This is a genomic window from Sphingomonas sp. NIC1, assembly GCF_001638925.1.
In the GTDB taxonomy this organism is placed as follows: domain Bacteria; phylum Pseudomonadota; class Alphaproteobacteria; order Sphingomonadales; family Sphingomonadaceae; genus Sphingomonas; species Sphingomonas aquatilis.
The window spans coordinates 1,509,663-1,531,707 of record NZ_CP015521.1 but is presented as its reverse complement, the minus strand read 5'-3'; the positions used below and the strand labels follow the sequence as shown (position 1 = coordinate 1,531,707).

The following is a 22,045-nucleotide window of genomic DNA, read 5'->3' as shown; positions in this document are numbered from 1 at the left end:
CTGCCCCTCCTCCGGTCGCACCGGGGGAGGGATACCGGCCTCAGCCGATCATCTTCTTGAGGTCCGCCGGCGCCAGCCGCCGCACGTCGAGCGCATCGACGCCCGCGATCAGCACCCGGCCCATGCGCCGGTCGCCGCTGTCGATCTCGATCCCCTCGACCGTCGAGCGCAGCGCGAGCCAGGCGATCTCGCACACCGTGATCCTCTTGCCATAGCGGCGCATCACCGCGACGCGGCCCGCGCGATCGACCGCCAGCGCGCCCACGCCATCCGCGCCGACCACCGCGCCCAACGTCTCGAAGCCCCCAAGCGCCTCGTCCGCCGCCGCGGCGGCCTCTTCGGGCGATTCGATCCGCCCGACGCGTCCACGGCGCACCGCCCAGACGATGCCGCCGACGACCAGCAGCACCACCAGGCCCGCGATCAGCGCGATCCCGATCGCCGTCTCATCGAAGCGCATGGCCGGATCACTGCCCGCCGGCGAGCGCGTCCAGCGTCGGGCGCATACCCGACAGATCGTAGCCGGCGGCCCGCGCCTGGGCGACCAGCAGCTCGGGGTTGCGCCCCGCCTTCGCCGCGGCAAGCGCCCACAGGTTGCAGCTGCGCGTCCCCGACCGGCAATAGGCGAGCACGGGCCCGTCCGCGCCGACCAGCGCCTGCGTCATCGCGTCGATCTGCGGGTGTGAGAAGCCGGCATGCGTGATCGGGATCGCGACATAGGTCAGGCCCGCCGCCTCCGCCGCGGCGCGGATCGCCTCGCCCACCGGCTGGCCTGCTTCCTCCTCGTCGGGGCGGTTGTTGACGATGCCCACAAAGCCCGCCGCCTTGATCGCCGCCATGTCCTCGGGCGTGATCTGAGGGGCGACGCTGATGGATTCGTTGATCGTGCGGATATCGGCCATCCGGTCCCGTTACGCGATCAACCGAGCCGCGTCAGCCGTTTTGGTCGCGGTCCGACAGGATTTTAGTGCAGCGATCGCCCGGTCCACAACCACCGTTCGTGCCGAGCCTGTCGAAGCACAGGCGTCCCCACGCGTGACGCCGCGTGGGCTAGCATGGCCTTCGACAGGCTCAGGGCGAACGGGGACTTGGCTCGCCGCTAATCCGCCGCGCGGATCACCTCCAGAAACGCATCCCCATACGCCTCCAGCTTCCGCGCGCCGATGCCCGACAGGTGCATCAGTGCCGAGCGGCTGGTCGGCCGCTGCGCCGCCATCTCGCGCAGCACCGAATCGTGGAAGATGACATAGGGCGGCACGCCGGCCTCCTTGGCCAGATCGCGGCGGCAGGTCCGCAGCGCCTCGAACAGCGGATTGTCGGCCGGGTTGATTGCCACGCCCGCGTCACGCTTCTTGCCGCGGACCCGCTTGGGCGGCAGCACCAGCATCACCCGCGCGCCCTCCTTCAGGATCGGTCGCGCCCCGGGGCCGAACTCGAGCCCGCCATGGGCATTCGTACGCAACGCATCGCGCAGCAGCAGCGCACGGGCCACCGGCTTGACCAGCGTCGCCTCCTCGCCCTCCACGATGCCCCACACAGACAGCGCCTCATGCCCGCGATCGACGCTGCGGTCGGTCGACTGGCCCAGCAGCACCTGCTCGATATAGCCCGCGCCGAACAGCTGGCCGGTGCGGAAGACGGCGGACAGGAATTTCTGCGCGACCGTCGTCGCATCGACCGCATCGGGGGACCCCAGGCAATTGTCGCAATTGCCGCAGTCTTCGACGAGGTCTTCGCCGAAATGCTTCAGCAGGATGCGACGCCGGCAGCCCGCCGTCTCGACCAGCGCCCCCAGCGCGGCCAGCCGCGTCCGTTCGCCGGCCTGCCGCTCAGGCTCGACCTCGCCGATCCGCTGGCGCGCACGCGCGAAATCCTCCGCGCCCCAGAACAGATGCGCGACCGCAGGATCGCCGTCGCGCCCTGCACGGCCGGTTTCCTGATAATAGGCCTCGATCGATTTCGGCAGGCCGGCGTGCGCGACGAAGCGGACGTCGGGCTTGTCGATGCCCATGCCGAACGCGACCGTGGCGCAGATCACCATGTCTTCGCTAGCGACGAAATCCGCCTGGTTTTTCGCGCGGATATGCTGCTCCAGCCCCGCATGATAGGCGCGGGTCGGCCGGCCGGTGCGGGCGAGCGCCTCCGCCAGTTTCTCCGTCGCCGCACGCGTCTGGGCATAGACGATGCCGGGGCCGGGCGTACTGGCGATCACGTCGGCGATCTGCTTGGTCGTGTTCGCCTTGGGGCTGATCGCATAGCGGATATTGGGCCGGTCGAAGCCCGACACGATCAGCCCGTCCTGCGGGATGCCGAGCTGCGCGAGGATATCGGCGCGGGTATGCGCGTCCGCCGTCGCGGTCAGCGCCAGCCGCGGCACGTCCGGGAACGCGTCCATCAGCGGTGCGAGCAGGCGATAATCGGGGCGGAAATCGTGCCCCCATTCGCTGACGCAATGCGCCTCGTCGATCGCGAACAGGCTGAGCTTCGCGCTGCCCAGCAGCTCGCGGAAATGCCCGGTCGAAGCGCGTTCGGGTGCGATATAGAGCAGGTCGAGTTCGCCAGCCTTAAACCGCGCGATCGTCTCGCCACGATTCTGGTCGGCGCTGGTCAGCGTGCCCGCGCGAATGCCCACCGCTTCGGCGGCACGCAGCTGGTCGTGCATCAGTGCAATGAGCGGCGAGACGACGACGCACGTCCCCTCCAGCATCACCGACGGCAGCTGGTAGCACAGCGACTTGCCCGCGCCGGTCGGCATCACCCCCAGCGTCCGCTCGCCGGCCAGAACCCGCGACACCACCTCTTCCTGCACGCCGCGGAACCCCGCAAAGCCGAAGACGCGGGACAGGGTGGGCAGGGGATCGGGACGCATTACCGGCTCATGTAGGCGGGACGGGCCGCAGCGTCGAGGCGTAGGCTAAGCCATCTGCCCGACGCCGTCGCCTGCCTCGTTGGACGGGCCCATCATAAAGACAGCGCACCCTGTCGATGGCGAAGAGCGTCGACCTTATCGGACAGGCGCATCTTCTGCTCTGCTTTGTCCCTTGCCGTTACCGACATCAAGTCGATCAGACGGTTTAGACCCTCCACATCGGCAACCTTCATGAACTCTTTCGCCTTGTTGACGAACACGACGGACTTTTTGTCTGCGGAGAGCAATTCGATGACATTCGAAAGCGTGCCCGTGCTGCGTGTATCCCAGATCATGAGTCCGTAATCGGCGGCTTCCGCCATCGCGATGTCCTTGGCAGTGAACCACCGGCGCGTGCCCGGCGGAGCATCGGGATAAATATGCTCGACGGGCCAATCTCCGACATTGTTACGCGGGCGGTCTCCGCTGCAGTAGACCGTAACGGAGCGCGCTTGTCGATCCAGCAACACGCGCTGGATTGCCGTATCGGCGCCATCGGCATCGCCCACCACGACCGCCATATCGCGGTCGACGGCATTCCCGATCCGATCGCAGACGACAGGGTGCAATCGGCTGATCGCGATGGATCCGGCGATGAAGACCGTCCCGCTGGTGGGCACTGTTATCTCCAAGTCAACACAGCCACATAGATGCGCCCGATCCTGTGCGAGGTCCGCAACGCGGCGCACGCGGCGTCGAGAGAAGCACCAGTATGGATCAGATCGTCGATCAGCAACACATCGACGGGGCCGTCAGCCAGGCCAGCGTCGTGGACTGAAAACGCATCGGCCAGCACGGCATCCTTATCCGATCGGTTGGTCAGGTCTTTGAGCTGTGACGTGGCGGTTTTTTGGAGCAGGGCGCCGTCCATCCGAATGCCGAGGATGCGGCTGACCTCCGTTGCAAGCTCCGTCACGGGCTGGCGCGGCCGTACGGCGGATGCAGGCATCGGAACGATGACATCGAACCGCGGAAGAGTGGCCTGTATCTGTTTCGCCAAGGCATCGGCCAGTGCCGGTACGTATTGCCAGCCGCCGCGATATTTCAGCTGAAACAAAGCCTCGCCAATGTCGGTACGCTTTGTGTCGAACTGCGGATGTCCATTGTCGTCGTCGCCGAGATACATGCTCGACACGGTGTGCTTGTCGAGTGCGAAGCCTTGGTCCCAAAGGCCATCGATTATCTTCATCCTATGACATCCCCGTCACGTTGCGTGGGGAGGTCGTATGAAGCTTATGCCTCAGCGCTGAAGGTCGTAGCTGATCCGTTTTGGCGGCGTCACTCCGCCGCCAGCGCGCCCTCGCCGGCGCCGGCGACATCCTCGTCGTCGCGCTCCTGTGCCTGGCGTGCCCACATTTCGGAGTAGAGCCCGCCGCGCTTCAGCAGTTCCGCGTGCGTACCGCGCTCCGCCACCCGGCCACCGTCGAGGACGACGATTTGGTCGGCATGCACCACCGTCGACAGCCGGTGCGCAATGACGATCGTGGTGCGACCGCGCTCGATCGCCTTCAGCGTGTCGAGAATCTCCGCCTCGGTCCGGCTGTCGAGCGCGCTGGTCGCTTCGTCGAGGATCAGGATCGGCGGGTTCTTAAGCAGGGTCCGCGCGATTGCGACGCGCTGCTTCTCGCCGCCCGACAGCTTGAGCCCGCGCTCGCCGACGCGCGTCGCGAAGCCATCGGGCTGGCGTTCGATGAAGCCGGCGATCGCCGCACCCGACGCGGCCTGCGCAACCTCCGCCTCCGACGCGCCCTCGCGGCCATAGCCGATGTTGTAGCCGATCGTGTCGTTGAACAGCACCGTGTCCTGCGGCACGATGCCGATCGCGGTGCGTAAGGAGGCCTGCGTCACGGCACGCACGTCCTGCCCGTCGATCGTGATCGCGCCCGCATCGACATCGTAGAACCGGTACATCAGCCGCGCGAGCGTCGACTTGCCCGCGCCCGATGGCCCCACCACCGCCAGCGTCGTGCCCGCCGGAATGTCGAGGTCGAGGCCCTTCAGGATTTCGCGATCCGCGTCATAGCCGAAATGCACGTCCTCGAACCGCACGCGCCCGCGATCCACCACCAGCGGCGCGGCGTTCGGTGCGTCGACGACCTCGGCGGGCGTATCGATCAGCGCGAACATGCTCGCCATGTCGATCACGCCCTGGCGGATCGTACGATAGACCATGCCCAGCAGGTCGAGCGGCCGGAACAGCTGCGACAGCAAGGTCGATACGAACACCACGTCGCCCGCGGAAAACCGCCCCTGGCTCCACCCCCATGCGACATAGGCCATGCCGCCGCCGAGCATCGCGTTGGTGATCAGCGCCTGGCCGACGTTCAGCCACGCAAGGCTGTTTTCCGACTTGGTCGCGGCGGCAGCATAGGCGCTGATCGCCGTGTCGTAGCGCTTCGCCTCGCGCTCCTCCGCGCCGAAATATTTGACCGTCTCGAAATTCAGCAGTGAATCGACCGCATGCGCGACCGCGCCGGTGTCGAGGTCGTTCATCTGCGCCCGCAACGCGTTGCGCCAATCGGTCACCTTCTGCGTGAAGACGATATAGATCGCGACCATCGCCACCGTCGCGGCGACCAGCGGCCAGCCGAAGCTGGTCCAGAAGATCGTCAACACCATGGCCAGCTCCAGCACCGTCGGCGCGATGTTGAACAGCAGGAAATACAGCATCGTATCGATGCTCTTGGTGCCGCGTTCGACCACCTTGGTGACGGCGCCGGTGCGCCGTTCCAGATGGAAGCGCAGCGACAGGCCGTGCAGGTGACGGAAGACGCTCGCCGCGAGGCGCCGCGTCGCATCCTGCCCGACGCGTTCGAACACCGCGTTGCGCAGATTGTCGAACAGCGTCGTCGAAAAGCGCGAGGCGGCATAGCCGACCACCAGCAGCACGACGATCGTGACGAGGCTTCGGTCGCCGACGCTCATCCGGTCGACCGCATATTTCAGCGTATAGGCCGCGCCGAAGACCTGAACGATCTTGCTCGCGACGACGAGAAGCATCGCGGTGACGATACGCGCCTTCAGCCCCGTTTCACCCGCAGGCCACAAATAGGGGAGAAAACGGCGCAGCGTTGGCAGCAACGGCTGATCGGCGCGGGTCTGGCTGGTCGGATCGGTGGGCGGCATTGCCGCTTATGTAGGCACGGCGTCCCGGCGAAGAAAGCGCGCCGCGGAACATACTAGCGCCCTCGCGAATTTTACCAGTTGACAAGCGAGGGCATCATGGAACCGTTGTTCTACGTGATGGCGATCATGGGCTGCGGCGACGGCAACGTCCAATGCACCGAGGCTCGGGTCGTCCCGATCCACTACCAATCGATGGCGCAATGCCGGGCGGCACTGCCCGATCAGCTCGCGCGCAACACGGACGTGCCCTATCCGATGATCGGCGCGCAATGCCGTACGTCGGGCGCGCAGATCGCAAAGGCGGACATCGAGCCGCGTCGGTCGTAACCCGGCTTCGACACCCCGGGTGGCCGTCATCCCGGCGCAGGCCGGGATTTCTAGCGTTATGAGACGGCAGGGGCCAGGAAAGGCTCTGGTCCGCCTTTGGGTGACGTGTCCCGGACGGACGCGTCACCCTCCACAGTTTTAGCCGGCATCCTCCATGCGGAACGTCAGCGTCATCGTCCGCCACGCCTCGACCGGCACGTTGCCGCGCGTCGCCGGCTTGAAGCGCCACGCCTTCAGCGCCCGCTCCTGCGTCGTGCGCCAGAAGGCATCACTGGTCGCGTTGACCTGTTCGATCTGCTTCACGCGCCCGTCGACGCCGACCAGCACGCGCACCGTCACGCGACCATCGCGATTGGCGCGGCGTTCGACTGCGGGATAATCCGGCTGGAAGGCGTCGGCGTAGCGCGAATCGATGCTGGGGCCGACAAACGGCAGTGGCGCAGGCGGTGCCGGCGCCTCGACCGCCGGCCCGGGATCAGTGCCGATGATCTTGGTCGGTGCCGGTGGCGTCGGGATCGTCGTTAGGGCGAGGTCGGTCGGATTGGTCGGCACCGTGATTTCCGGCACGGGTGCCAGGATCGTCTCGGTCGCATGATGCGGCGCCGTTTCGGCTGGCTTCACCTCGGGGGTCGGCGGCGGAGGTGGCGGGTCGAGCGGGATATTGCCGATGACCAGCACATGGTCGGGGCCCTCGGGCAGGATCTTCGGCCCTGCGAACATCAGCGCCGCGACCAGCGCGGCGTTGATCGCGATGGCGGCGGTCAGGCCACCGGGGTTGAAACGGGTCGGCTTGGCGTAGCGATCTGCGTACATCGTCCGTCTCCTCTCCGTCGGGTCGCCCTCGACCGGGGCGACGCCGCTCAGACGTGAAACGTTACACCATAACATAGTGCCGTCAAGGGGTTGGGCGATGCCGCTTCGCGATGGAGAGGCAGGCGGGCAGGGCACCAAGGTCTCACGCCTAGCGGGACGCCAGCCCGCGCGATTTACCCGTCCGAACGGCGATTTTGGCGCGCCCGAGACGTGTGACGGATCTTATTTAGCCGCTTGCGATGCGTCCCGCAGGCGCGCGACGGCACGAACCTGCCCGATAAGCGGCAACAGCGCCGCCATGTCAGGGCCGTGATCCAGCCCGGTCAATGCCTGACGCAGCGGCAGAAACAGCGCCTTGCCCTTGCGGCCCGTCGTCGCCTTGAGCGCCGTCGTCAGCGCCGCCCAGGCGTCGTCACCCCAGTCCAGGCCCTCTGCCACCACCGCAGCCTCGGCGAGATAGGCACGTGCCTCGTCGTCCTGCATCGGCGCGGCGATCGGCCCCTCGATCACCTGCCACCAGTCCGCCGCCTCGGCGACGCGCGACAAGTTCGGTCGTACCGCGTCCCATTCCGCCGCGCCCATGCCGTCGGGCAGCCGATCGGCGACCGCGTCATAGGTCAGCTGGTGGACGATCCGCGCATTCACCTGCGCCAGTTCCGCCTCGTCGAATCGCGCCGGCGCGCGACCGAAGCGCGCGAAGTCGAAGGCGGCGATCAGCGGCGCGGGATCGACCACCGGCTCGACCGGATCGCTCGTCCCGATCCGCGCGAGCAGCGCGACGACCGCCTGCGGCTCGATACCCGCGTCGCGAAAATGCGCGACGCCCAGCGACCCCAGACGCTTGGATAATTTGCCCTCGGCGCCGGTCAGCAGCGCTTCGTGCGCGAACGCGGGTGGTGTGACGCCCATCGCGTCGAACATCTGCAGTTGCAGCGCGGTGTTGGACACATGGTCTTCGCCGCGCACGACATGCGTGATGCCCAGATCGGCATCGTCGATCGCCGATGGCAGCATATACAGCCACGATCCGTCGGCGCGGCGCACGACGGGATCGCTCATCGTCTTCGCATCGAAGATTTGGGCCCCGCGGATCAGATCGTCCCAATGGATCGGTGCGTCATGATCCAGCTTGAACCGCCAGTGCGGCGCGATGCCATCCGCCTCAAACTGCGCCTTTTGCGCATCGCTCAGCGCCAGCGCCGCGCGATCGTACACCGGTGGCAGGCCGCGCCCGAGCAGGATCTTGCGCTTCAGATCGAGTTCCTGTGCGCTCTCATAGGCCGGATAGATCCGCCCCGCCGCGACCAGTGCGTCGAACCGCGCCTGATACAGTGCGAATCGCTCCGACTGGCGCACCTCGGCATCGGGCGTCAGGCCCAGCCACGCGAGATCGGCGCGGATGCCGTCGACGAACCGCTCCTCGGACCGCTCGGCATCGGTGTCGTCGATGCGCAGCACGAACCGCCCGCGCTGCCCCCGCGCGAACATCCAATTGTGCAGCCCCGCCCGGATATTGCCGACGTGGAGCATGCCGGTGGGAGAGGGGGCGAAGCGGGTAATGACGGTCATGCCCGCGCTCCTACCGCCGCGGGCGGGCGAAGCGAAGCGGTTTGCGAAAGGCGCCATCGACGATAAAGGGCGGCGCAAGGGAGCCCAGCGCATGAAACTGATCACCGGCAATTCGAACCTTCCGCTCGCGCAGGCGATCGCGAACTATCTCGAAAGCCCGTTGACCGACGCGCTGGTCCGCCGGTTCGCCGACGAGGAGATCTTCGTCGAAATCCAGGAAAACGTGCGCGGCGAGGACGTGTTCGTGCTCCAGTCGACCGGTTTCCCGGCGAACGACAATCTGATGGAGCTGCTGATCATCATCGATGCGCTGAAGCGCGCGTCGGCCAAGCGCATCACCGCGGTGATCCCCTATATGGGCTATGCGCGCCAGGACCGGAAACCCGGCCCCCGCACGCCCATCTCCGCAAAGCTGGTCGCCAATCTGGTGACCGTCGCCGGCGCCGACCGCGTGCTGTCGGTCGACCTCCACGCCGGGCAGATCCAGGGCTTCTTCGATATCCCGACCGACAATCTCTATGCCGCACCCGTGATGAGCGCGGACATCCATGCGCGCTTCAAGGGCCGCAATCTGATGGTTGTCTCGCCCGACGTCGGCGGCGTCGTGCGCGCGCGCCAGCTCGCCAAGCGACTCGACAACGCCCCGCTGGCGATCGTCGACAAGCGTCGCGAGCGCGCCGGCGAATCGGAGGTGATGAACATCATCGGCGACGTCGAAGGCCGCTTCTGCATCCTGGTCGACGATATCGTCGATTCGGCGGGTACGCTGTGCAACGCTGCCGCAGCGCTGCGACAGGCGGGGGCGGAGGATGTCGTCGCCTATGTCACGCACGGCGTCCTGTCGGGCGGCGCGGTCGCGCGCGTCGAGGGATCGGTGCTGACCGAACTCGTCATCACCGATTCGATCGGCAATCACGAATCGATCGGCGCGACGTCGAAGATCCGCCACCTGCCGATCGCGCCGTTGCTGGGCGAGGCGATCAAGCGCATCGCCGACGAAACGAGCGTGTCGTCGCTGTTCGACTGACGGGCGCCGGCGCGGCCACGCCCGCGCCAATGCGCGACGCGTAGTGCCCGACACGGCCAGCGGGCGCGCAGCGCGACCCGACTGACGGCGGCTTTGCCGGCGTCAGCCTCTATCGCTGGCTGAGCGCGATGATATGGTCGAACACCGCCGGGTGCAGCGGCTTGGCGAAGGCGCAGCCATATTGCGTCTTGTCCCGCCACGCGACCACGGCCTCCAGACCGGCCAGCCCCGGCAGCGTCAGCCACACGATCGTGCCCGGCCATAGCGTAAAGGACGTTTCGGCGCGGAACCCCATCAGCGACAGGTCGGTCACGTCGATTTCGAACCGGGTCTGTCCGCGATCGCGCAGATGCGCGCGCATCGTCACCGCCTTGCGCAGCGATCGGCGCGACTCGGCGCCCTCTTCCGTCCCGTTGAGGGCGATGGGCTGGTACGGCGGCGTGAAGGTCGGCTGTTCCATGGCTGTATCGTGCCACGGAAGGCGTTACTTTTCTGCCAACGGCTCCCCGGCGGGCGCCCGCACCCCCTGCCGCCCGCGCCGCTTGAGCTCGGCTTTCAAGGCTTCGGGCCGGGGAGCGACCAGGAAGCCGAAGCTGACGTTGCCTTCGCGCGTCTCGACGACATGGTGCAGCCGATGCGCCTGGACGATCCGCTTCATGTAGCTGGACTTGGGCAGATAGCGCGTCGGGATCCGCTGGTGGACGATGATGTCGTGGAAGCCGAAATAGATCGCGCCATAGGCCGCGATCCCCGCACCGATCCACGCGAAGCCCGGCCACCAGCCCAGCTGAACCCCGCCGAGCAGCAGCACGAACGAGGGCACCGCGAAGATCGCCGCGTACAGGTCGTTGAGCTCCCAATTGCCTTCGCGCTTGGTGTGGTGGCTCGCATGCAGGAACCAGCCCGGCCCATGCATGATCCAGCGGTGCGCGGCATAGGCAAAGCCCTCCATGCCGATCACCGTCGCCAGAAACAGAAGGATGCCGATCGGCCAGGACATGCGTATTCCATCTAATGCGAAGCGTTTGCGATAACGATCGATCCCCGTGCTATATCCGGGGTGGATTCGACGCGCCGCCTGTGCAAAGGGCGGCGGCAATCTCCTCTTTATAGCATAATGCGAGGCAGGCCATGAACATCCACGAATATCAAGCCAAGGAACTGCTGGCGAAGTTCGGCGTGCCCGTGCCGGCAGGCTTTGCGGCGCTCAGCGTCGAGGAAGCGGTCGAGGCATCGAAGAAGCTTCCCGGACCGCTCTACGTCGTGAAGGCGCAGATCCACGCCGGCGGCCGCGGCAAGGGCAAGTTCAAGGAACTGGGCCCCGACGCCAAGGGCGGCGTCCGCCTCGCCAAGACCGCTGACGAAGTCCGCGCACACGCGACCGACATGCTCGGCAACACGCTGGTGACGATCCAGACCGGCGACGCCGGCAAGCAGGTCAACCGCCTGTACATCACCGATGGCGTCGACATCGCCAAGGAATTCTACCTCGCGCTGCTCGTCAACCGCGCGACCGGCCGCGTCTCGATGGTCGCTTCGACCGAAGGCGGCATGGACATCGAGACCGTGGCGCATGACACGCCCGAGAAGATCCACTCGATCGACATCGACACCGCGACCGGCTTCATGCCGCATCACGGCCGCGCCGTCGCAGCTGCGCTCGAGCTGACCGGCGACCTCGCCAAGCAGGCGGCCAGCGTCGCGTCGAAGCTGTACGACGCGTTCCTGGGCACCGATGCCGAGCAGATCGAAATCAACCCGCTCGCCGTCACCGACGATGGCAAGCTGGTCGTGCTCGACGCCAAGGTCGGCTTCGATGGCAACGCCATGTTCCGTCACAAGGACCTGATGGAGCTGCGCGACACCACCGAAGAAGACGCGATGGAGCTCGAGGCGTCGAAGTACGACCTGGCCTACATCAAGCTCGACGGTGACATCGGCTGCATGGTCAACGGCGCCGGCCTCGCCATGGCGACGATGGACATCATCAAGCTGAACGGCATGTTCCCGGCCAACTTCCTCGACGTCGGTGGCGGCGCCAACAAGGAGAAGGTGACGGCGGCGTTCAAGATCATTCTCGCCGATCCGGCGGTGAAGGGTATCCTCGTCAACATCTTCGGCGGCATTATGAAGTGTGACATCATCGCCGAGGGCATCGTCGCTGCCGCCAAGGAAGTGAACCTGTCGGTGCCGCTGGTCGTCCGCCTGGAAGGCACGAACGTGCAGGCCGGCAAGGACATTCTGGCGAACTCGGGCCTCGCGATCGTTCCCGCGAACGACCTGGGTGATGCGGCGAAGAAGATCGTCGCAGAGGTCCAGAACGCCGCGTGATCCCTTAGTCCTCCCCCGCAAGGGGGAGGTGGCGCCGCGCAGCGGTGACGGAGGGGGAGGATAGGGTGCCGTTCATGAAGGCCGGTCCTGACCTCCCCTTCGACCATTCGGCTGATGCCGAACGGTTCCCCCGCCTGGCGGGGAAGGACTTTGCGATAGAAAATTCCTCAGGCTCGGGCATCATGTCCGGGCCTGATTCGTTTGGGCGGTAGACCTGCCGTTACGGCAACCGGCGCTTTCCGTACCGGACTTGCGAAAGGCACGGAAAACCGCCATCTCACCCGCCGATACGACGCCAAAAAGGTGTCGGAGGCGCAATCGGAAGGAAGCCTATGAAGGTGCTGGTGCCGGTCAAGCGCGTGCTTGACTATAACGTGAAGCCCCGCGTGAAGGCGGACGGCTCGGGCGTGGATCTTGCTAACGTCAAGATGAGCATGAATCCCTTCGACGAAATCGCCGTCGAAGAAGCGATCCGCCTCAAGGACAAGGGCGTCACCGAGATCGTCGTCGTCTCGATCGGTGAGGCGAAGGCGCAGGAAACGATCCGCACCGCGCTCGCGATGGGCGCCGACCGCGGCATCCTCGTGACCAGCGACACCAAGGTCGAGCCGCTGGGCGTCGCCAAGATCCTCGCCAAGATCGTCGAGGAAGAGCAGCCTAGCCTCGTCATCCTGGGCAAGCAGGCGATCGACGACGACAACAACCAGACCGGCCAGATGCTGGCAGGGTTGCTCGGTTGGGGCCAGGGCACGTTCGCCTCGAAGGTCGAGCTGACGACGAGCGACGTCACCGTGACGCGCGAAGTCGACGGCGGCCTGGAAACGGACAAATTCCCGCTGCCGGCGATCGTTACCACTGACCTGCGCCTCAACGAGCCGCGCTATGCCTCGCTGCCCAACATCATGAAGGCGAAGTCCAAGCCGCTCGCGCAGAAGACCGCCGCCGATTACGGCGTCGACGTCACGCCCCGCATCACGACGCTGAAGGTCGTCGAGCCGGGCAAGCGCCAGGCCGGGATCAAGGTCGCCGATGTCGACGAACTCGTGACCAAGCTGCATGCGATGGGGATTGCCAAGTGAAGACGCTCGTTTGGGTCGAGCATGATGGCTCGACGGTAAAGGATGCCACGCTGTCGGCGGTGACTGCCGCATCGAAGCTGGGTGAGGTGCATCTGCTCGTCGCCGGCCAGGGCGTCGATGGCGTCGCGCAGGCGGCGGCGAAGATCGCCGGCGTCGGCAAGGTGCATGTCGCCGACGATGCCGCCTATGCGCATGCGCTCGCCGAGAATATCGCGCCGCTGGTCGTCGAGCTGATGGGGCATCACGATGCCTTCGTCGCGCCGTCGACCACCACCGGCAAGAATGTCGCGCCGCGCGTCGCCGCACTGCTCGACGTGATGCAGATCAGCGACATCCTGTCGGTCGAGGGCGAGGACACGTTCACCCGGCCCATCTACGCCGGCAACGCGATCGCGACCGTCCAGACGTCGGACGCCAAGAAGGTGATCACCGTCCGCGGCACCGCCTTCGACAAGGCGGCGGCCGAGGGTGGCTCGGCCGCGATCGAGGCGGTCGCCTCGGTCGGCGACAAGGGCGTCTCGTCCTATGTCGGTTCCGAGATCGCGCAGAATGCGCGTCCCGAACTGACGTCGGCCAAGATCATCGTGTCGGGCGGCCGCGCGCTGCAGAACGGCGAGAACTTCCACACGCTGATCGAGCCGCTGGCCGACAAGCTCGGCGCCGGCGTCGGTGCGAGCCGCGCCGCGGTCGACGCGGGCTTCGTGCCCAACGACTATCAGGTCGGCCAGACCGGCAAGATCGTCGCACCGGAAGTCTATATCGCGGTCGGCATCTCGGGCGCGATCCAGCACCTCGCCGGCATGAAGGACTCGAAGGTCATCGTCGCGATCAACAAGGACGAAGACGCCCCGATCTTCCAGGTCGCGGACATCGGCCTCGTCGGTGACCTCTTCAAGGTCGTGCCGGAACTGACGGAGAAGTTGTAGGCGCACGGCTTGCCGTGCGCCGGTGCGGGGCAGGCGGAGCCGCCCCGCAACACTTCGACCGGCCAGCGCCGCTACAGCGGCGACTGACGACGCGGGATTCATTCCCGCGTCGTGGGCCCAGAGAGGTTGGCTGGACTAGCCTCGCCTCCATTCCACCGCCGTCAGCCCAGCGAAGGCTGGGACCTCCCGACGAAAGCGCGCGAACAGAGCCGCCACAGGCCCCAGCCTACGCTGGGGCGACGGCTCGGCCTGATGCGCTATCCCCAAGGGAGCGCGTGCCCACCACACACGACGGCGCGTGCCTCGGATCGCCTCCACTCCCACACAAAGAGACGGCCCGACACCAGCAATGTCGGACCGCCAGTCTACGCCTAGGGAGCTTACCTTGGCGTGTTCGAAAAGAGGTAGGCGTTACAGCGCGTTGCCGGCTGCCGGGGCGGTGGCGTTGTCCGTGACATTGCCGGTCAGCGCGGTATCGCCGGCGGCCGCATTGCCGTCCGTTTCCAGACCCGCTGCATTGTCGAAGACGGCGCCGTCGTCGTTGAGCGTGACCGTCTCCGCGGCAGTGTTGCCCGATTCGGTCTTGGGGCCGCAGGCGGCAAGGCCCAGCGCGGCGAGGCCGAGGACGGGCAGCAGGATGGCAGTCTTCATGTCGTTCTCCCTTTAGAAACCGGATGGCGATGGAACGGGTGGGCGGCCGCGGTGCAGAGCGGCGCCGATCAGCGAAAAGAAGGCGCGGCTGGCGGGCGAATCGGCCGTGTCCCATTCGGGATGCCATTGGACGCCCAGCACTTCGCCGCCGCAGGGGCGCGCCGACACCGCCTCGACCAAGCCATCGTCCGCTGCGATCGCCTCGATGGACAGACCGCGGCCCAGCCGGTCGATGCCCTGCTGGTGCACCGAATTGACGCGAACGCGGCGGGCGCCGGTCGCACCGGCGAGCCGGCCGTTTGGGGTCAGCTCCACGTCATGGCCGTGGTCGAACAGCGAATCGTAATCGCCCTCCCACGCGCCGCGATGGTGGCGGCCGGGGTGGCTGGCCGCGGCCAGCGTGCCGCCGAACAGCACGTTGATCTCCTGCAACCCGCGGCAGATTCCGAAGACGGGCTTGCCCGCCTCGATCATCCGTCCGGCAAGCGCCAGCGCGACCTCGTCGCGGCAATCGTCCGTCACCTGGTCGTCCGGCAGCGCCGCGCCACCATAGCGACCGGGCGCGACATGGCTGCGCGATCCGGTGAGCAGCAGTCCGTCGAGCACCGCGGAGAGCGTGTCGGTATCGGTGGTCCCCGGCATCGCGGGCACCAGCAGCACCGTCGCCTGCGCCAGCGTCGTCAGCGGCGCGATGAAGCGGCTCGCGACGACCTGTACCGGCCGTGCCGCCACCTCGTTGCAGCACAGCACCCCGATGACGGGACGGCGCGACAAAGGGCGGGCCTGCCCCATCACACCAGCGCCGCGACCAGCGTGTCGCGCAACGCGAGGCTGGCGGAGGGCGCGAGCAACGTGGCTTCGGGCTGCACCACCACGCCGCCGGCGGGCACGTTGTCGAGCAGCCAGACGTTGCCGCCGATCGTCGCGCCGTCGCCGATCGTGACGCGGCCGAGGATCGTCGCGCCGGCATAGATGACGACATCGTCGCCGACGATCGGATGCCGGGCATAGCGTTCGCGCGGGGATCGCCGCGCCGCGCCCAGCGGACTGCGCGCGCCGAGCGTTACGTGCTGGTACAGGCGCACGCCGGTGCCGACGATCGCGGTTTCGCCGATGACGACGCCGGTGCCATGGTCGATGAAGAAGCGCGCGCCGATCGTCGCACCGGGGTGGATGTCGATCCCGGTGCGTTCGTTGGCGAGTTCGGAGATCATGCGCGCGACGATCGGCGCGCCCAGATTGTGCAGCTGGTGCGCGATACGGTGATGCAAGCTGGCGATCGCGCCCGGATAGCAGACGAGGATTTCATCGGTGCTGCCCGCGGCGGGATCGCCCAGGAAGGCGGCCTCGACGTCGCTGTCGATCAGCCGGCGGATATCGCCGAGCGTGCCGGCGAACAGTCGCACGATCGTCGCGGCCTGATCCGCGGCGAAGGCGGTGCGCGCCTCCATCTGCCAATAGCCGAGCTCACGGTCGATCTCGCGTTCCAGATCGGTGAAGGCGGCGGTCAGCTTGGCGGCGACGAAATGATCCTCGTCCTTCGGCGCCACGCGCTGCTGGCCCAGACGGCGGGGATAGAGCGCTTCGGCGAGCAGCGCGACGACGCGCTCGATGGCTTCGCGCGAGGGGAAGATCGCTGCGGCGCGCTGCGGCTGTTGCCGGTCGCGCCAGGCCGCCCGAGCGCTGCGCAGCGCGCCCACCGCCTCGTCCAGCGTCGCGCCGGCGGCAGGGGATACGGGCGGTGAGGACAGCGTCGGCATGGCAAGTCTCCCAGACCTGCGAGCATATCCCTCCATTCTGATGGGAAAGGAAAGAAAAGCTTTGCCGCCGACAAGATGGGCCCGGTTCGGTCAGGCCGCGGGCAGTCCGGGTCCGTTCGTTTCGGGCATCGGCAGCGGCGGTATCCGGCTCAGCAGCAGCGCCACCACCAATGCCAGAACCGCCAGGATCAGGCAGAATAAAGTCACCCCCGGCCAGGCGCCGCGGCTCCACGCGATGCCGCCGGCCGAGCCCAGCACGCTCGATCCGAGGTAATAGAAGAACAGGTAAAGCGCGGCGCCCTGGCCGCGATGACCCGCCGCGCGCCGCCCGACCCAGGCGCTGGCGATCGAATGCGCGCCGAAGAAGCCGATCGTCACCAGCGCGATGCCGACGACGACCAGCCACAGCGGCGTCGCCGCCGCGACGGCGATGCCCGCGATCAACACGACGATCGGCAGCCAGAACACCCGCCGTCGCCCGACCCGTCCCGCGAAGCCGCCGAACAGCGTCGAACTCACCGATCCCAGGATATAGAGCAGGAAGACCATGCCGACCGCCGCCTGGCTGAGGCCATACGGCGGCGCGATCAGGCGGAAGCCCGCGTAATTGTACAGCGTGACGAACAGGCCCATCAGCAGGAAGGCTTCGGCGTAGAGCAGCGGCAATGCCCGGTCGCGCAGCAGGGTCACGATACCGGCGAGCGGGTTGCGTGCGGTGCTCGCGACGAAGCGGCGTGACGGCGGTGCCAGCCGGCGAAACGCTTCCGCCATCACGACCCCGGCGAAGCCGACGCCGCCTAGCGCCCAGCGCCAATCCGCGACGTCCGCGATCAGGCTGGCGATCAGTCGCCCGCCCATGCCGCCCAGCGCGCTGCCGGCGATGTACAGCCCCATCGCCGCGCCCACCGTCGCCGCATCCACCTCTTCGGCGACATAGGCCATGGCGACCGCCGGCACGCCGGCAAGCGCAAGGCCGGTGAGCAGCCTGAGCGCCAAGAGTGCATGCCAACCCGGCGCCACCGCCGCGGCGAGCGTCAACAGCCCCGCCGAAAACATCGCCGCGATCATCAGTGGCCGCCGCCCGATCCGGTCAGACAGGACGCCCGCGAACAGGATGGCGATCGCCAGCGGCCCGGTCGCGAGCGACACGGCCAAGGATGCGCCCTCCGCACTCAGCGCATAATCGTGTGCGAACAACGGCAGCAGGGGTTGGACGGCGTAGAGCAGCGAAAAGGTCGAAAAGCCCGCGAACAGCATCGCCAGCGTCAGCCGGCGATAGGCGGGCGTGCCCAGCGCAATGGGCGCGATGGCCGCGTCAGCGGGCGGCATGCGCCCGGCGTCCCGCGATCACCAGCACCGCCGCACCCGCGAGCGCCGAGGCGATCGAACCGGCGAGCACACCGATCTTCACCGCGTCGATCTGCGCAGGATCGGCGAAGGCAAGGCCACCGATGAACAGGCTCATCGTGAAGCCGATGCCGGCGATCAGCGCCATGCCGTACAATTGCCCCCAACTCACCCCCGCTGGGCGGCGTGCGATCCCCAGCCGGTCGGCACCCCAGATCGCTGCCAGGATGCCGGTCTGCTTGCCTAGGAACAGGCCGAGCGCGATGCCGAGCACCAGCGGTTGGGCGAACGTCTCCAGCCCGACGCCGGTCAGCGATACGCCGGCATTGGCGAAGCCGAATAACGGCACGATGGTAAAGGCGCTCCACGGATGCAGCGCATGCTCCAGCCGGTGGAGCGGCGAACTCGCCGCGTCACGGCGGATCGGCACCAGCATCGCGGTCATCACGCCGGCGATCGTCGCATGCACCCCCGATTGCAGCACGAACAGCCACAGCGCGGCCCCCACCAGCAGATAGGGCCACAGCGCCATCACCTGCCGCCGGTTGAGGACGTAGAGCACCAGCAGCGCAAGCCCCGCGCCGGCCAGCGCCAGGACGCGGATCGAATCGGTATAGGCGATGGCGATGATCGCCACCGCGCCCATGTCGTCGACGATCGCGACGGTGGTCAGCAGCAGCTTGAGCGACGAGGGCACGCGCGATCCGAGCAGCGCCAGCACGCCGATCGCGAAGGCGATGTCGGTCGCGGCGGGGATCGCCCAGCCGGGCTGCAATCCCGGCGTATCGCCCGCGACGAGCAGGAAGACGAGCGCCGGCACCGCCATCCCCGCGACCGCCGCGATGAACGGCAGCCGCCGCCGGTCGGCGCTGGCGAGCCGGCCGCCGACGAACTCGCGCTTGATCTCCAGCCCGACCAGGAGGAAAAACAGCGCCATCAGCCCGTCGTTGATCCAAAGGTGGACGGTCATCGGCCCCAAAGCGGGGGCGAGCGTCGGGCCGATCTGCGCGTGCAGTAGCGCCTCATAGCCGTGCGCGGTCGCCGGCCAGTTGGCGGCAATCATCGCCAGCGCGGCCGCGGCGATCAGCACGATCCCGCCCGCCGCCTCTCCATGCAGAAAGGCGCGCAGCGCGTGGCGGCGATGGGCGGAGGCCTTGGTCATCCCGTCTGACGTAACGGCTCGCGCCTCGCTGGCAAGCCGAACCCGCCGCGCTCGATGGCGAACGAGACCGCCCAGATCGCAAAGCCGCCCAGCGCCAGGCCGGCGCCGACCAGTCCGGTCGACGTCCAGCCGAGCCCGCCCGCGATGGCGAGGCCCCCCAGCCACGGGCCGATCGCGTTGGCGGTATTGAACGCCGAATGGTTCAGCGCCGCGGCCAACGCCTGCGCGTCACCTGCCACGTCCATCAGCCGCGTCTGCAACACCGTGCCCAGCGCACCCCCCAAGCCGATCGCGAAGACGTCGGGGATCAGCGTCCACAGACTCCCCGCACATAAGGGATAGACCGCCAGCGCCGCCGCCGACCACAGCAGTAGCGCACCCGCCGTCGGCATCAGCGCCCGGTCCGCGAAGCGCGGCACGATCAGATTGCCGATCGTCATGCCGGCGCCGAACACCGCCAGCACGACCGGCACGGTTTGCGGTGCCACGCCGGTGACGTCGTGCAGCGTCGCGGCGAGATAGGTATAGACCGCGAACATGCCGCCGAAGCCGATCGCGCCGGTGCCGAGCGTCAGCCACACCTGCCGCCGCTTGAGCGCGCCGAGTTCGCGCAAAGGACTGGCGCTGCGATCGGGACTGTCGATGGGGGCCAGCACGGCGACGAGGCTCGCGGTGGTCAGCGCCAGCAGCGCGACAAGCGCGAACACCCAGCGCCAGCTCGCCATCTGCCCCAGCCAGGTCGCGACCGGCACACCGACGATCGTCGCGACGGTCAGGCCCAGCATCACGCGCCCGACCGCCTGCGTGCGCTGCGCGGTCGGCACCAGCGACGCGGCGACGAGCGAGGCGATCCCGAAATAGGCGCCATGTGGCAGGCCTGCGAGGAATCGGAACGCGAGCATCCAGCCATAAGACGGCGCGAGGGCGGACAGCGTGTTGCCGATCGCGAACAGCGCCATCAGCCCGATCAACAGGCTGCGCCGTGCCATACGGGCCGACAGCACCGCGATCGTCGGTGCGCCGACCACTACGCCCAGGGCGTAGGCGCTGATGATATGCCCCACGGTCGGCGCGTCGATGCCCAGCCCGCGGGCCAGATCCGGCTCCAGGCTCATCGCCGCAAATTCGGTTGTCCCGATCGCAAACCCGCCGACGGCAAGCGCAAGATGGACGAGGCCGGGATGCGCCTCGGCAGTCTGTCGTAACGTCATGGATGCTGCCCTAACCGACCTTGCTGCAGTGCAGCAAGATCAATGGCCAAGGGCGCCGCGTAGTTCCGCTTTAGTGCGAGCGCGATGGGAGATCCGCCAATTCCTCCCTCGCGTTAGCGGTGGAGGGGGCGTTTCCGCAAACACGACCTCCGTCGCATACCTCCCCCTCCGTCACCGCTACGCGGCGCCACCTCCCCCTGGCGGGGGAGGACTTAGGCAGTGGCCTTCGCCAAGGCTTCGGCAATCAGCGTCCGACTGTTCTCCACCCCGTACAGCGCGATGAAGCTCCCCATGCGCGGCCCCTGTTCGGACCCCAGCAGCGTCTCGTACAGCGCCTTGAACCAGTCGCGTAGGCTCTCGAAGCCGGCTGTCTTGCCGATCTCATAGACGACGTTCTGGATATCCTCCGCGCTCGCATCGGCGGGCAGCGCGGCGAGATCGGCGTCCAGCCGGCGCAGCGCTTCTACCTCGACGCCCTCGGGCGCACGGCGCTTCAGCGTCGGCACGACGAAATCGCGGGCATAAGCCAGGGCATAGCCGATCAGTCGGTCGAGCTCGGGGTCGCGCTCCGGCGTCGCATCGGGCACATAATTGCGCAGATAGCCCCACACCTGCTCCTTGCTCGCCTCGCCCATCACGCCGACGAGGTTGAGCAGCAGCCCGAACGTCACGGGCAACGTCGCGCTGGGCACGTTGCCGTCGTGGATGTGGTGGACGGGGTTGCCCAGCTTCTGCGGCAGTTCCTGCGTCGGATAATTGCCGCGGAACTGCCAATAATCGTCGACCGCGCGCGGGATGACGCCGAAGTGCAGCGCCTTCGCCTTCTTGGGCTCGCGATAGGCGAAGAAGGCCAGGCTCTCTTCCGGCCCGTAGGTCAGCCATTGGTCGAGGCTGAGCCCGTTGCCCTTGGACTTGGAGATCTTCTCGCCCTTTTCGTCGAGGAACATCTCGTAGTTGAAGCCCTCGGGCGGGCGTCCGCCGAGCACGCGCGCGATCTTCGACGATTGCGTCACCGAATCGATCAGGTCCTTGCCCGCCATTTCGTAGTCGACGCCGAGCGCCACCCAGCGCATCGCCCAGTCGACCTTCCATTGCAGCTTGGACTTGCCGCCGAGCGCTGACTGGACGATCCGTTCGCCGCTTTCGTCGGTGAAGGCGATCGTGCCGGCGTCCGCGTCGACCACCTCGACCGGCACCTGCAACACGACGCCGCTCGTCGGGCTGACCGGCAGGACCGGCGAATAGGTCTCGCGCCGTTCCGCCCGCAGCGTCGGCAGCATCACGTCGAGGATGCCCTGATAGTGGCGCAGCACGCCCTTGATGGCGTCGTCGAACTTGCCGCCCTCGTAATAGTCCGTGGACGAGGCAAATTCGTAGTCGAAGCCGAACCGGTCGAGGAAGGCACGCAGCATCGCATTGTTGTGCGCGGCGAAGCTGTCGAACTTGCCGAACGGATCGGGGATGCGCGTCAGCGGCTTGCCGAGATGTTCGCGCAGCATGTCGCCGTTGGGGACATTGTCGGGCACCTTGCGCAACCCGTCCATGTCGTCGCTGAACGCGATCAGGCGCGTCGGCTGGTCGCTCAGCGCATGGAAGGCGTTGCGCACCATCGTCGTGCGCAGCACCTCGTTGAACGTGCCGATATGCGGCAGGCCCGACGGGCCATAGCCGGTTTCAAACAGGATCGGCGCGCCACCGGGCTTTCCGTCCGGATAGCGTTTCAGCAGCTTGCGCGCCTCTTCGAACGGCCAGGCCTTGGAGTCGAGAGCGGCGGAGCGCAGATCGGTATCGGTCATGATGCGCGCCGG

22 protein-coding genes are annotated in these 22,045 nt (G+C 67.3%); 5 read left to right on the top strand and 17 right to left on the bottom strand.

Going from position 1 to position 22,045, the window contains the following annotated elements; all coding sequences use genetic code 11:
- Positions 1-40 precede the first annotated feature (40 nt).
- From A7E77_RS07370 to A7E77_RS07345, 6 genes are all read right to left on the bottom strand, one after another.
- Entirely contained in the window at positions 41-460 is a 420-nt protein-coding gene (locus A7E77_RS07370; protein WP_063686974.1) for a hypothetical protein, read from the bottom strand.
- Between the two features lie 7 nt (positions 461-467).
- On the bottom strand, positions 468-902 hold the full coding sequence (locus A7E77_RS07365) for a TIGR01244 family sulfur transferase (RefSeq protein WP_063686972.1): 435 nt from the start codon (positions 900-902) through the stop codon (positions 468-470).
- A 197-nt stretch (positions 903-1,099) separates the two neighbouring features.
- The gene (gene recQ / locus A7E77_RS07360; RefSeq protein ID WP_063686970.1) at positions 1,100-2,869 is read right to left on the bottom strand and encodes a DNA helicase RecQ; all 1,770 of its coding nucleotides are present in this window, start codon (positions 2,867-2,869) and stop codon (positions 1,100-1,102) included.
- A gap of 92 nt (positions 2,870-2,961) precedes the next feature.
- Positions 2,962-3,528 carry a hypothetical protein gene (locus A7E77_RS07355; RefSeq protein WP_063686968.1) on the bottom strand — a complete coding sequence of 189 codons (567 nt, stop codon included), beginning with the start codon at positions 3,526-3,528 and terminating at the stop codon, positions 2,962-2,964.
- Positions 3,529-3,530: 2 nt separating this feature from the next.
- Complete coding sequence (locus tag A7E77_RS07350) at positions 3,531-4,097, bottom strand: ComF family protein (RefSeq protein WP_063686966.1); 567 nt, start codon at positions 4,095-4,097, stop codon at positions 3,531-3,533.
- 89 nt (positions 4,098-4,186) lie between these two features.
- Positions 4,187-6,034: an ABCB family ABC transporter ATP-binding protein/permease gene (locus A7E77_RS07345; protein WP_063686964.1), complete on the bottom strand. Its 1,848-nt coding sequence runs from the start codon at positions 6,032-6,034 to the stop codon at positions 4,187-4,189.
- Between the two features lie 96 nt (positions 6,035-6,130).
- Here A7E77_RS07345 and A7E77_RS07340 point away from each other — a divergent pair, with 96 nt between their 5' ends.
- Positions 6,131-6,361, top strand: a complete 231-nt coding sequence (locus tag A7E77_RS07340; RefSeq protein WP_063686962.1) for a hypothetical protein — start codon at positions 6,131-6,133, stop codon at positions 6,359-6,361.
- 138 nt (positions 6,362-6,499) lie between these two features.
- Here A7E77_RS07340 and A7E77_RS07335 read toward each other — a convergent pair whose 3' ends face one another.
- Both A7E77_RS07335 and A7E77_RS07330 read right to left on the bottom strand, forming a co-directional pair.
- Entirely contained in the window at positions 6,500-7,174 is a 675-nt protein-coding gene (locus tag A7E77_RS07335) for an energy transducer TonB (protein WP_063686961.1), read from the bottom strand.
- Positions 7,175-7,396: 222 nt separating this feature from the next.
- Positions 7,397-8,743 carry a glutamate--tRNA ligase gene (locus A7E77_RS07330; protein ID WP_063686959.1) on the bottom strand — a complete coding sequence of 449 codons (1,347 nt, stop codon included), beginning with the start codon at positions 8,741-8,743 and terminating at the stop codon, positions 7,397-7,399.
- A 91-nt stretch (positions 8,744-8,834) separates the two neighbouring features.
- Between A7E77_RS07330 and A7E77_RS07325 the strand changes: the two genes are divergently transcribed.
- Positions 8,835-9,770 carry a ribose-phosphate pyrophosphokinase gene (locus tag A7E77_RS07325; RefSeq protein ID WP_024310320.1) on the top strand — a complete coding sequence of 312 codons (936 nt, stop codon included), beginning with the start codon at positions 8,835-8,837 and terminating at the stop codon, positions 9,768-9,770.
- Positions 9,771-9,879: 109 nt separating this feature from the next.
- Here A7E77_RS07325 and A7E77_RS07320 read toward each other — a convergent pair whose 3' ends face one another.
- Both A7E77_RS07320 and A7E77_RS07315 read right to left on the bottom strand, forming a co-directional pair.
- Positions 9,880-10,230 (bottom strand): PilZ domain-containing protein, encoded by a 351-nt coding sequence (locus A7E77_RS07320; RefSeq protein WP_017980458.1) that lies wholly within the window; start codon positions 10,228-10,230, stop codon positions 9,880-9,882.
- Positions 10,231-10,254: 24 nt separating this feature from the next.
- The gene (locus A7E77_RS07315) at positions 10,255-10,770 is read right to left on the bottom strand and encodes a sterol desaturase family protein (RefSeq protein ID WP_063686957.1); all 516 of its coding nucleotides are present in this window, start codon (positions 10,768-10,770) and stop codon (positions 10,255-10,257) included.
- A 131-nt stretch (positions 10,771-10,901) separates the two neighbouring features.
- On the opposite strand from A7E77_RS07315, the gene sucC reads away from it, so the two are divergent.
- The 3 genes from sucC to A7E77_RS07300 all read left to right on the top strand — a co-directional run bounded on the left by sucC (position 10,902) and on the right by A7E77_RS07300 (position 14,106).
- Positions 10,902-12,101, top strand: a complete 1,200-nt coding sequence (gene sucC / locus A7E77_RS07310; RefSeq protein WP_063686955.1) for an ADP-forming succinate--CoA ligase subunit beta — start codon at positions 10,902-10,904, stop codon at positions 12,099-12,101.
- 332 nt (positions 12,102-12,433) lie between these two features.
- The gene (locus tag A7E77_RS07305) at positions 12,434-13,180 is read left to right on the top strand and encodes an electron transfer flavoprotein subunit beta/FixA family protein (RefSeq protein ID WP_063686953.1); all 747 of its coding nucleotides are present in this window, start codon (positions 12,434-12,436) and stop codon (positions 13,178-13,180) included.
- The gene (locus A7E77_RS07300; RefSeq protein ID WP_063686951.1) at positions 13,177-14,106 is read left to right on the top strand and encodes an electron transfer flavoprotein subunit alpha/FixB family protein; all 930 of its coding nucleotides are present in this window, start codon (positions 13,177-13,179) and stop codon (positions 14,104-14,106) included. The genes A7E77_RS07305 and A7E77_RS07300 overlap by 4 nt, the downstream gene beginning before the upstream one ends.
- A gap of 411 nt (positions 14,107-14,517) precedes the next feature.
- On the opposite strand, the gene A7E77_RS07295 is transcribed toward A7E77_RS07300, so the two are convergent.
- The 7 genes from A7E77_RS07295 to A7E77_RS07265 form a co-directional block, all read right to left on the bottom strand.
- A complete protein-coding gene (locus tag A7E77_RS07295; protein WP_063686949.1) occupies positions 14,518-14,757 on the bottom strand; it encodes a hypothetical protein in 240 nt (79 codons plus the stop codon).
- Between the two features lie 12 nt (positions 14,758-14,769).
- Complete coding sequence (locus tag A7E77_RS07290; RefSeq protein WP_063689796.1) at positions 14,770-15,507, bottom strand: gamma-glutamyl-gamma-aminobutyrate hydrolase family protein; 738 nt, start codon at positions 15,505-15,507, stop codon at positions 14,770-14,772.
- 41 nt (positions 15,508-15,548) lie between these two features.
- Entirely contained in the window at positions 15,549-16,517 is a 969-nt protein-coding gene (gene epsC, locus A7E77_RS07285; protein WP_063686947.1) for a serine O-acetyltransferase EpsC, read from the bottom strand.
- A 90-nt stretch (positions 16,518-16,607) separates the two neighbouring features.
- The gene (locus A7E77_RS07280; protein ID WP_063686945.1) at positions 16,608-17,846 is read right to left on the bottom strand and encodes an MFS transporter; all 1,239 of its coding nucleotides are present in this window, start codon (positions 17,844-17,846) and stop codon (positions 16,608-16,610) included.
- On the bottom strand, positions 17,833-19,026 hold the full coding sequence (gene nhaA / locus A7E77_RS07275; protein WP_063686943.1) for a Na+/H+ antiporter NhaA: 1,194 nt from the start codon (positions 19,024-19,026) through the stop codon (positions 17,833-17,835). Before nhaA ends, A7E77_RS07280 begins: the two co-directional genes overlap by 14 nt.
- Positions 19,023-20,237 (bottom strand): MFS transporter, encoded by a 1,215-nt coding sequence (locus A7E77_RS07270; protein WP_017980448.1) that lies wholly within the window; start codon positions 20,235-20,237, stop codon positions 19,023-19,025. The genes nhaA and A7E77_RS07270 overlap by 4 nt, the downstream gene beginning before the upstream one ends.
- Positions 20,238-20,449: 212 nt before the next feature.
- Positions 20,450-22,033 (bottom strand): lysine--tRNA ligase, encoded by a 1,584-nt coding sequence (locus tag A7E77_RS07265; protein WP_063686941.1) that lies wholly within the window; start codon positions 22,031-22,033, stop codon positions 20,450-20,452.
- Positions 22,034-22,045: the final 12 nt, after the last annotated feature.

Excerpts from the sequence above, each read along its gene's own strand:
- A7E77_RS07370 (WP_063686974.1), bottom strand. The coding sequence starts at position 460 with ATGCGCTTCGATGAGACGGCGATCGGGATCGCGCTGATCGCGGGCCTG.
- A7E77_RS07365 (WP_063686972.1), bottom strand. The coding sequence starts at position 902 with ATGGCCGATATCCGCACGATCAACGAATCCATCAGCGTCGCCCCTCAG.
- recQ (WP_063686970.1), bottom strand. The coding sequence starts at position 2,869 with ATGCGTCCCGATCCCCTGCCCACCCTGTCCCGCGTCTTCGGCTTTGCG.
- A7E77_RS07350 (WP_063686966.1), bottom strand. The coding sequence starts at position 4,097 with ATGAAGATAATCGATGGCCTTTGGGACCAAGGCTTCGCACTCGACAAG.
- A7E77_RS07345 (WP_063686964.1), bottom strand. The coding sequence starts at position 6,034 with ATGCCGCCCACCGATCCGACCAGCCAGACCCGCGCCGATCAGCCGTTG.
- A7E77_RS07340 (WP_063686962.1), top strand. The coding sequence starts at position 6,131 with ATGGAACCGTTGTTCTACGTGATGGCGATCATGGGCTGCGGCGACGGC.
- A7E77_RS07335 (WP_063686961.1), bottom strand. The coding sequence starts at position 7,174 with ATGTACGCAGATCGCTACGCCAAGCCGACCCGTTTCAACCCCGGTGGC.
- A7E77_RS07330 (WP_063686959.1), bottom strand. The coding sequence starts at position 8,743 with ATGACCGTCATTACCCGCTTCGCCCCCTCTCCCACCGGCATGCTCCAC.
- A7E77_RS07325 (WP_024310320.1), top strand. The coding sequence starts at position 8,835 with ATGAAACTGATCACCGGCAATTCGAACCTTCCGCTCGCGCAGGCGATC.
- A7E77_RS07320 (WP_017980458.1), bottom strand. The coding sequence starts at position 10,230 with ATGGAACAGCCGACCTTCACGCCGCCGTACCAGCCCATCGCCCTCAAC.
- A7E77_RS07315 (WP_063686957.1), bottom strand. The coding sequence starts at position 10,770 with ATGTCCTGGCCGATCGGCATCCTTCTGTTTCTGGCGACGGTGATCGGC.
- sucC (WP_063686955.1), top strand. The coding sequence starts at position 10,902 with ATGAACATCCACGAATATCAAGCCAAGGAACTGCTGGCGAAGTTCGGC.
- A7E77_RS07305 (WP_063686953.1), top strand. The coding sequence starts at position 12,434 with ATGAAGGTGCTGGTGCCGGTCAAGCGCGTGCTTGACTATAACGTGAAG.
- A7E77_RS07295 (WP_063686949.1), bottom strand. The coding sequence starts at position 14,757 with ATGAAGACTGCCATCCTGCTGCCCGTCCTCGGCCTCGCCGCGCTGGGC.
- epsC (WP_063686947.1), bottom strand. The coding sequence starts at position 16,517 with ATGCCGACGCTGTCCTCACCGCCCGTATCCCCTGCCGCCGGCGCGACG.
- A7E77_RS07280 (WP_063686945.1), bottom strand. The coding sequence starts at position 17,846 with ATGCCGCCCGCTGACGCGGCCATCGCGCCCATTGCGCTGGGCACGCCC.
- nhaA (WP_063686943.1), bottom strand. The coding sequence starts at position 19,026 with ATGACCAAGGCCTCCGCCCATCGCCGCCACGCGCTGCGCGCCTTTCTG.
- A7E77_RS07270 (WP_017980448.1), bottom strand. The coding sequence starts at position 20,237 with ATGACGTTACGACAGACTGCCGAGGCGCATCCCGGCCTCGTCCATCTT.
- A7E77_RS07265 (WP_063686941.1), bottom strand. The coding sequence starts at position 22,033 with ATGACCGATACCGATCTGCGCTCCGCCGCTCTCGACTCCAAGGCCTGG.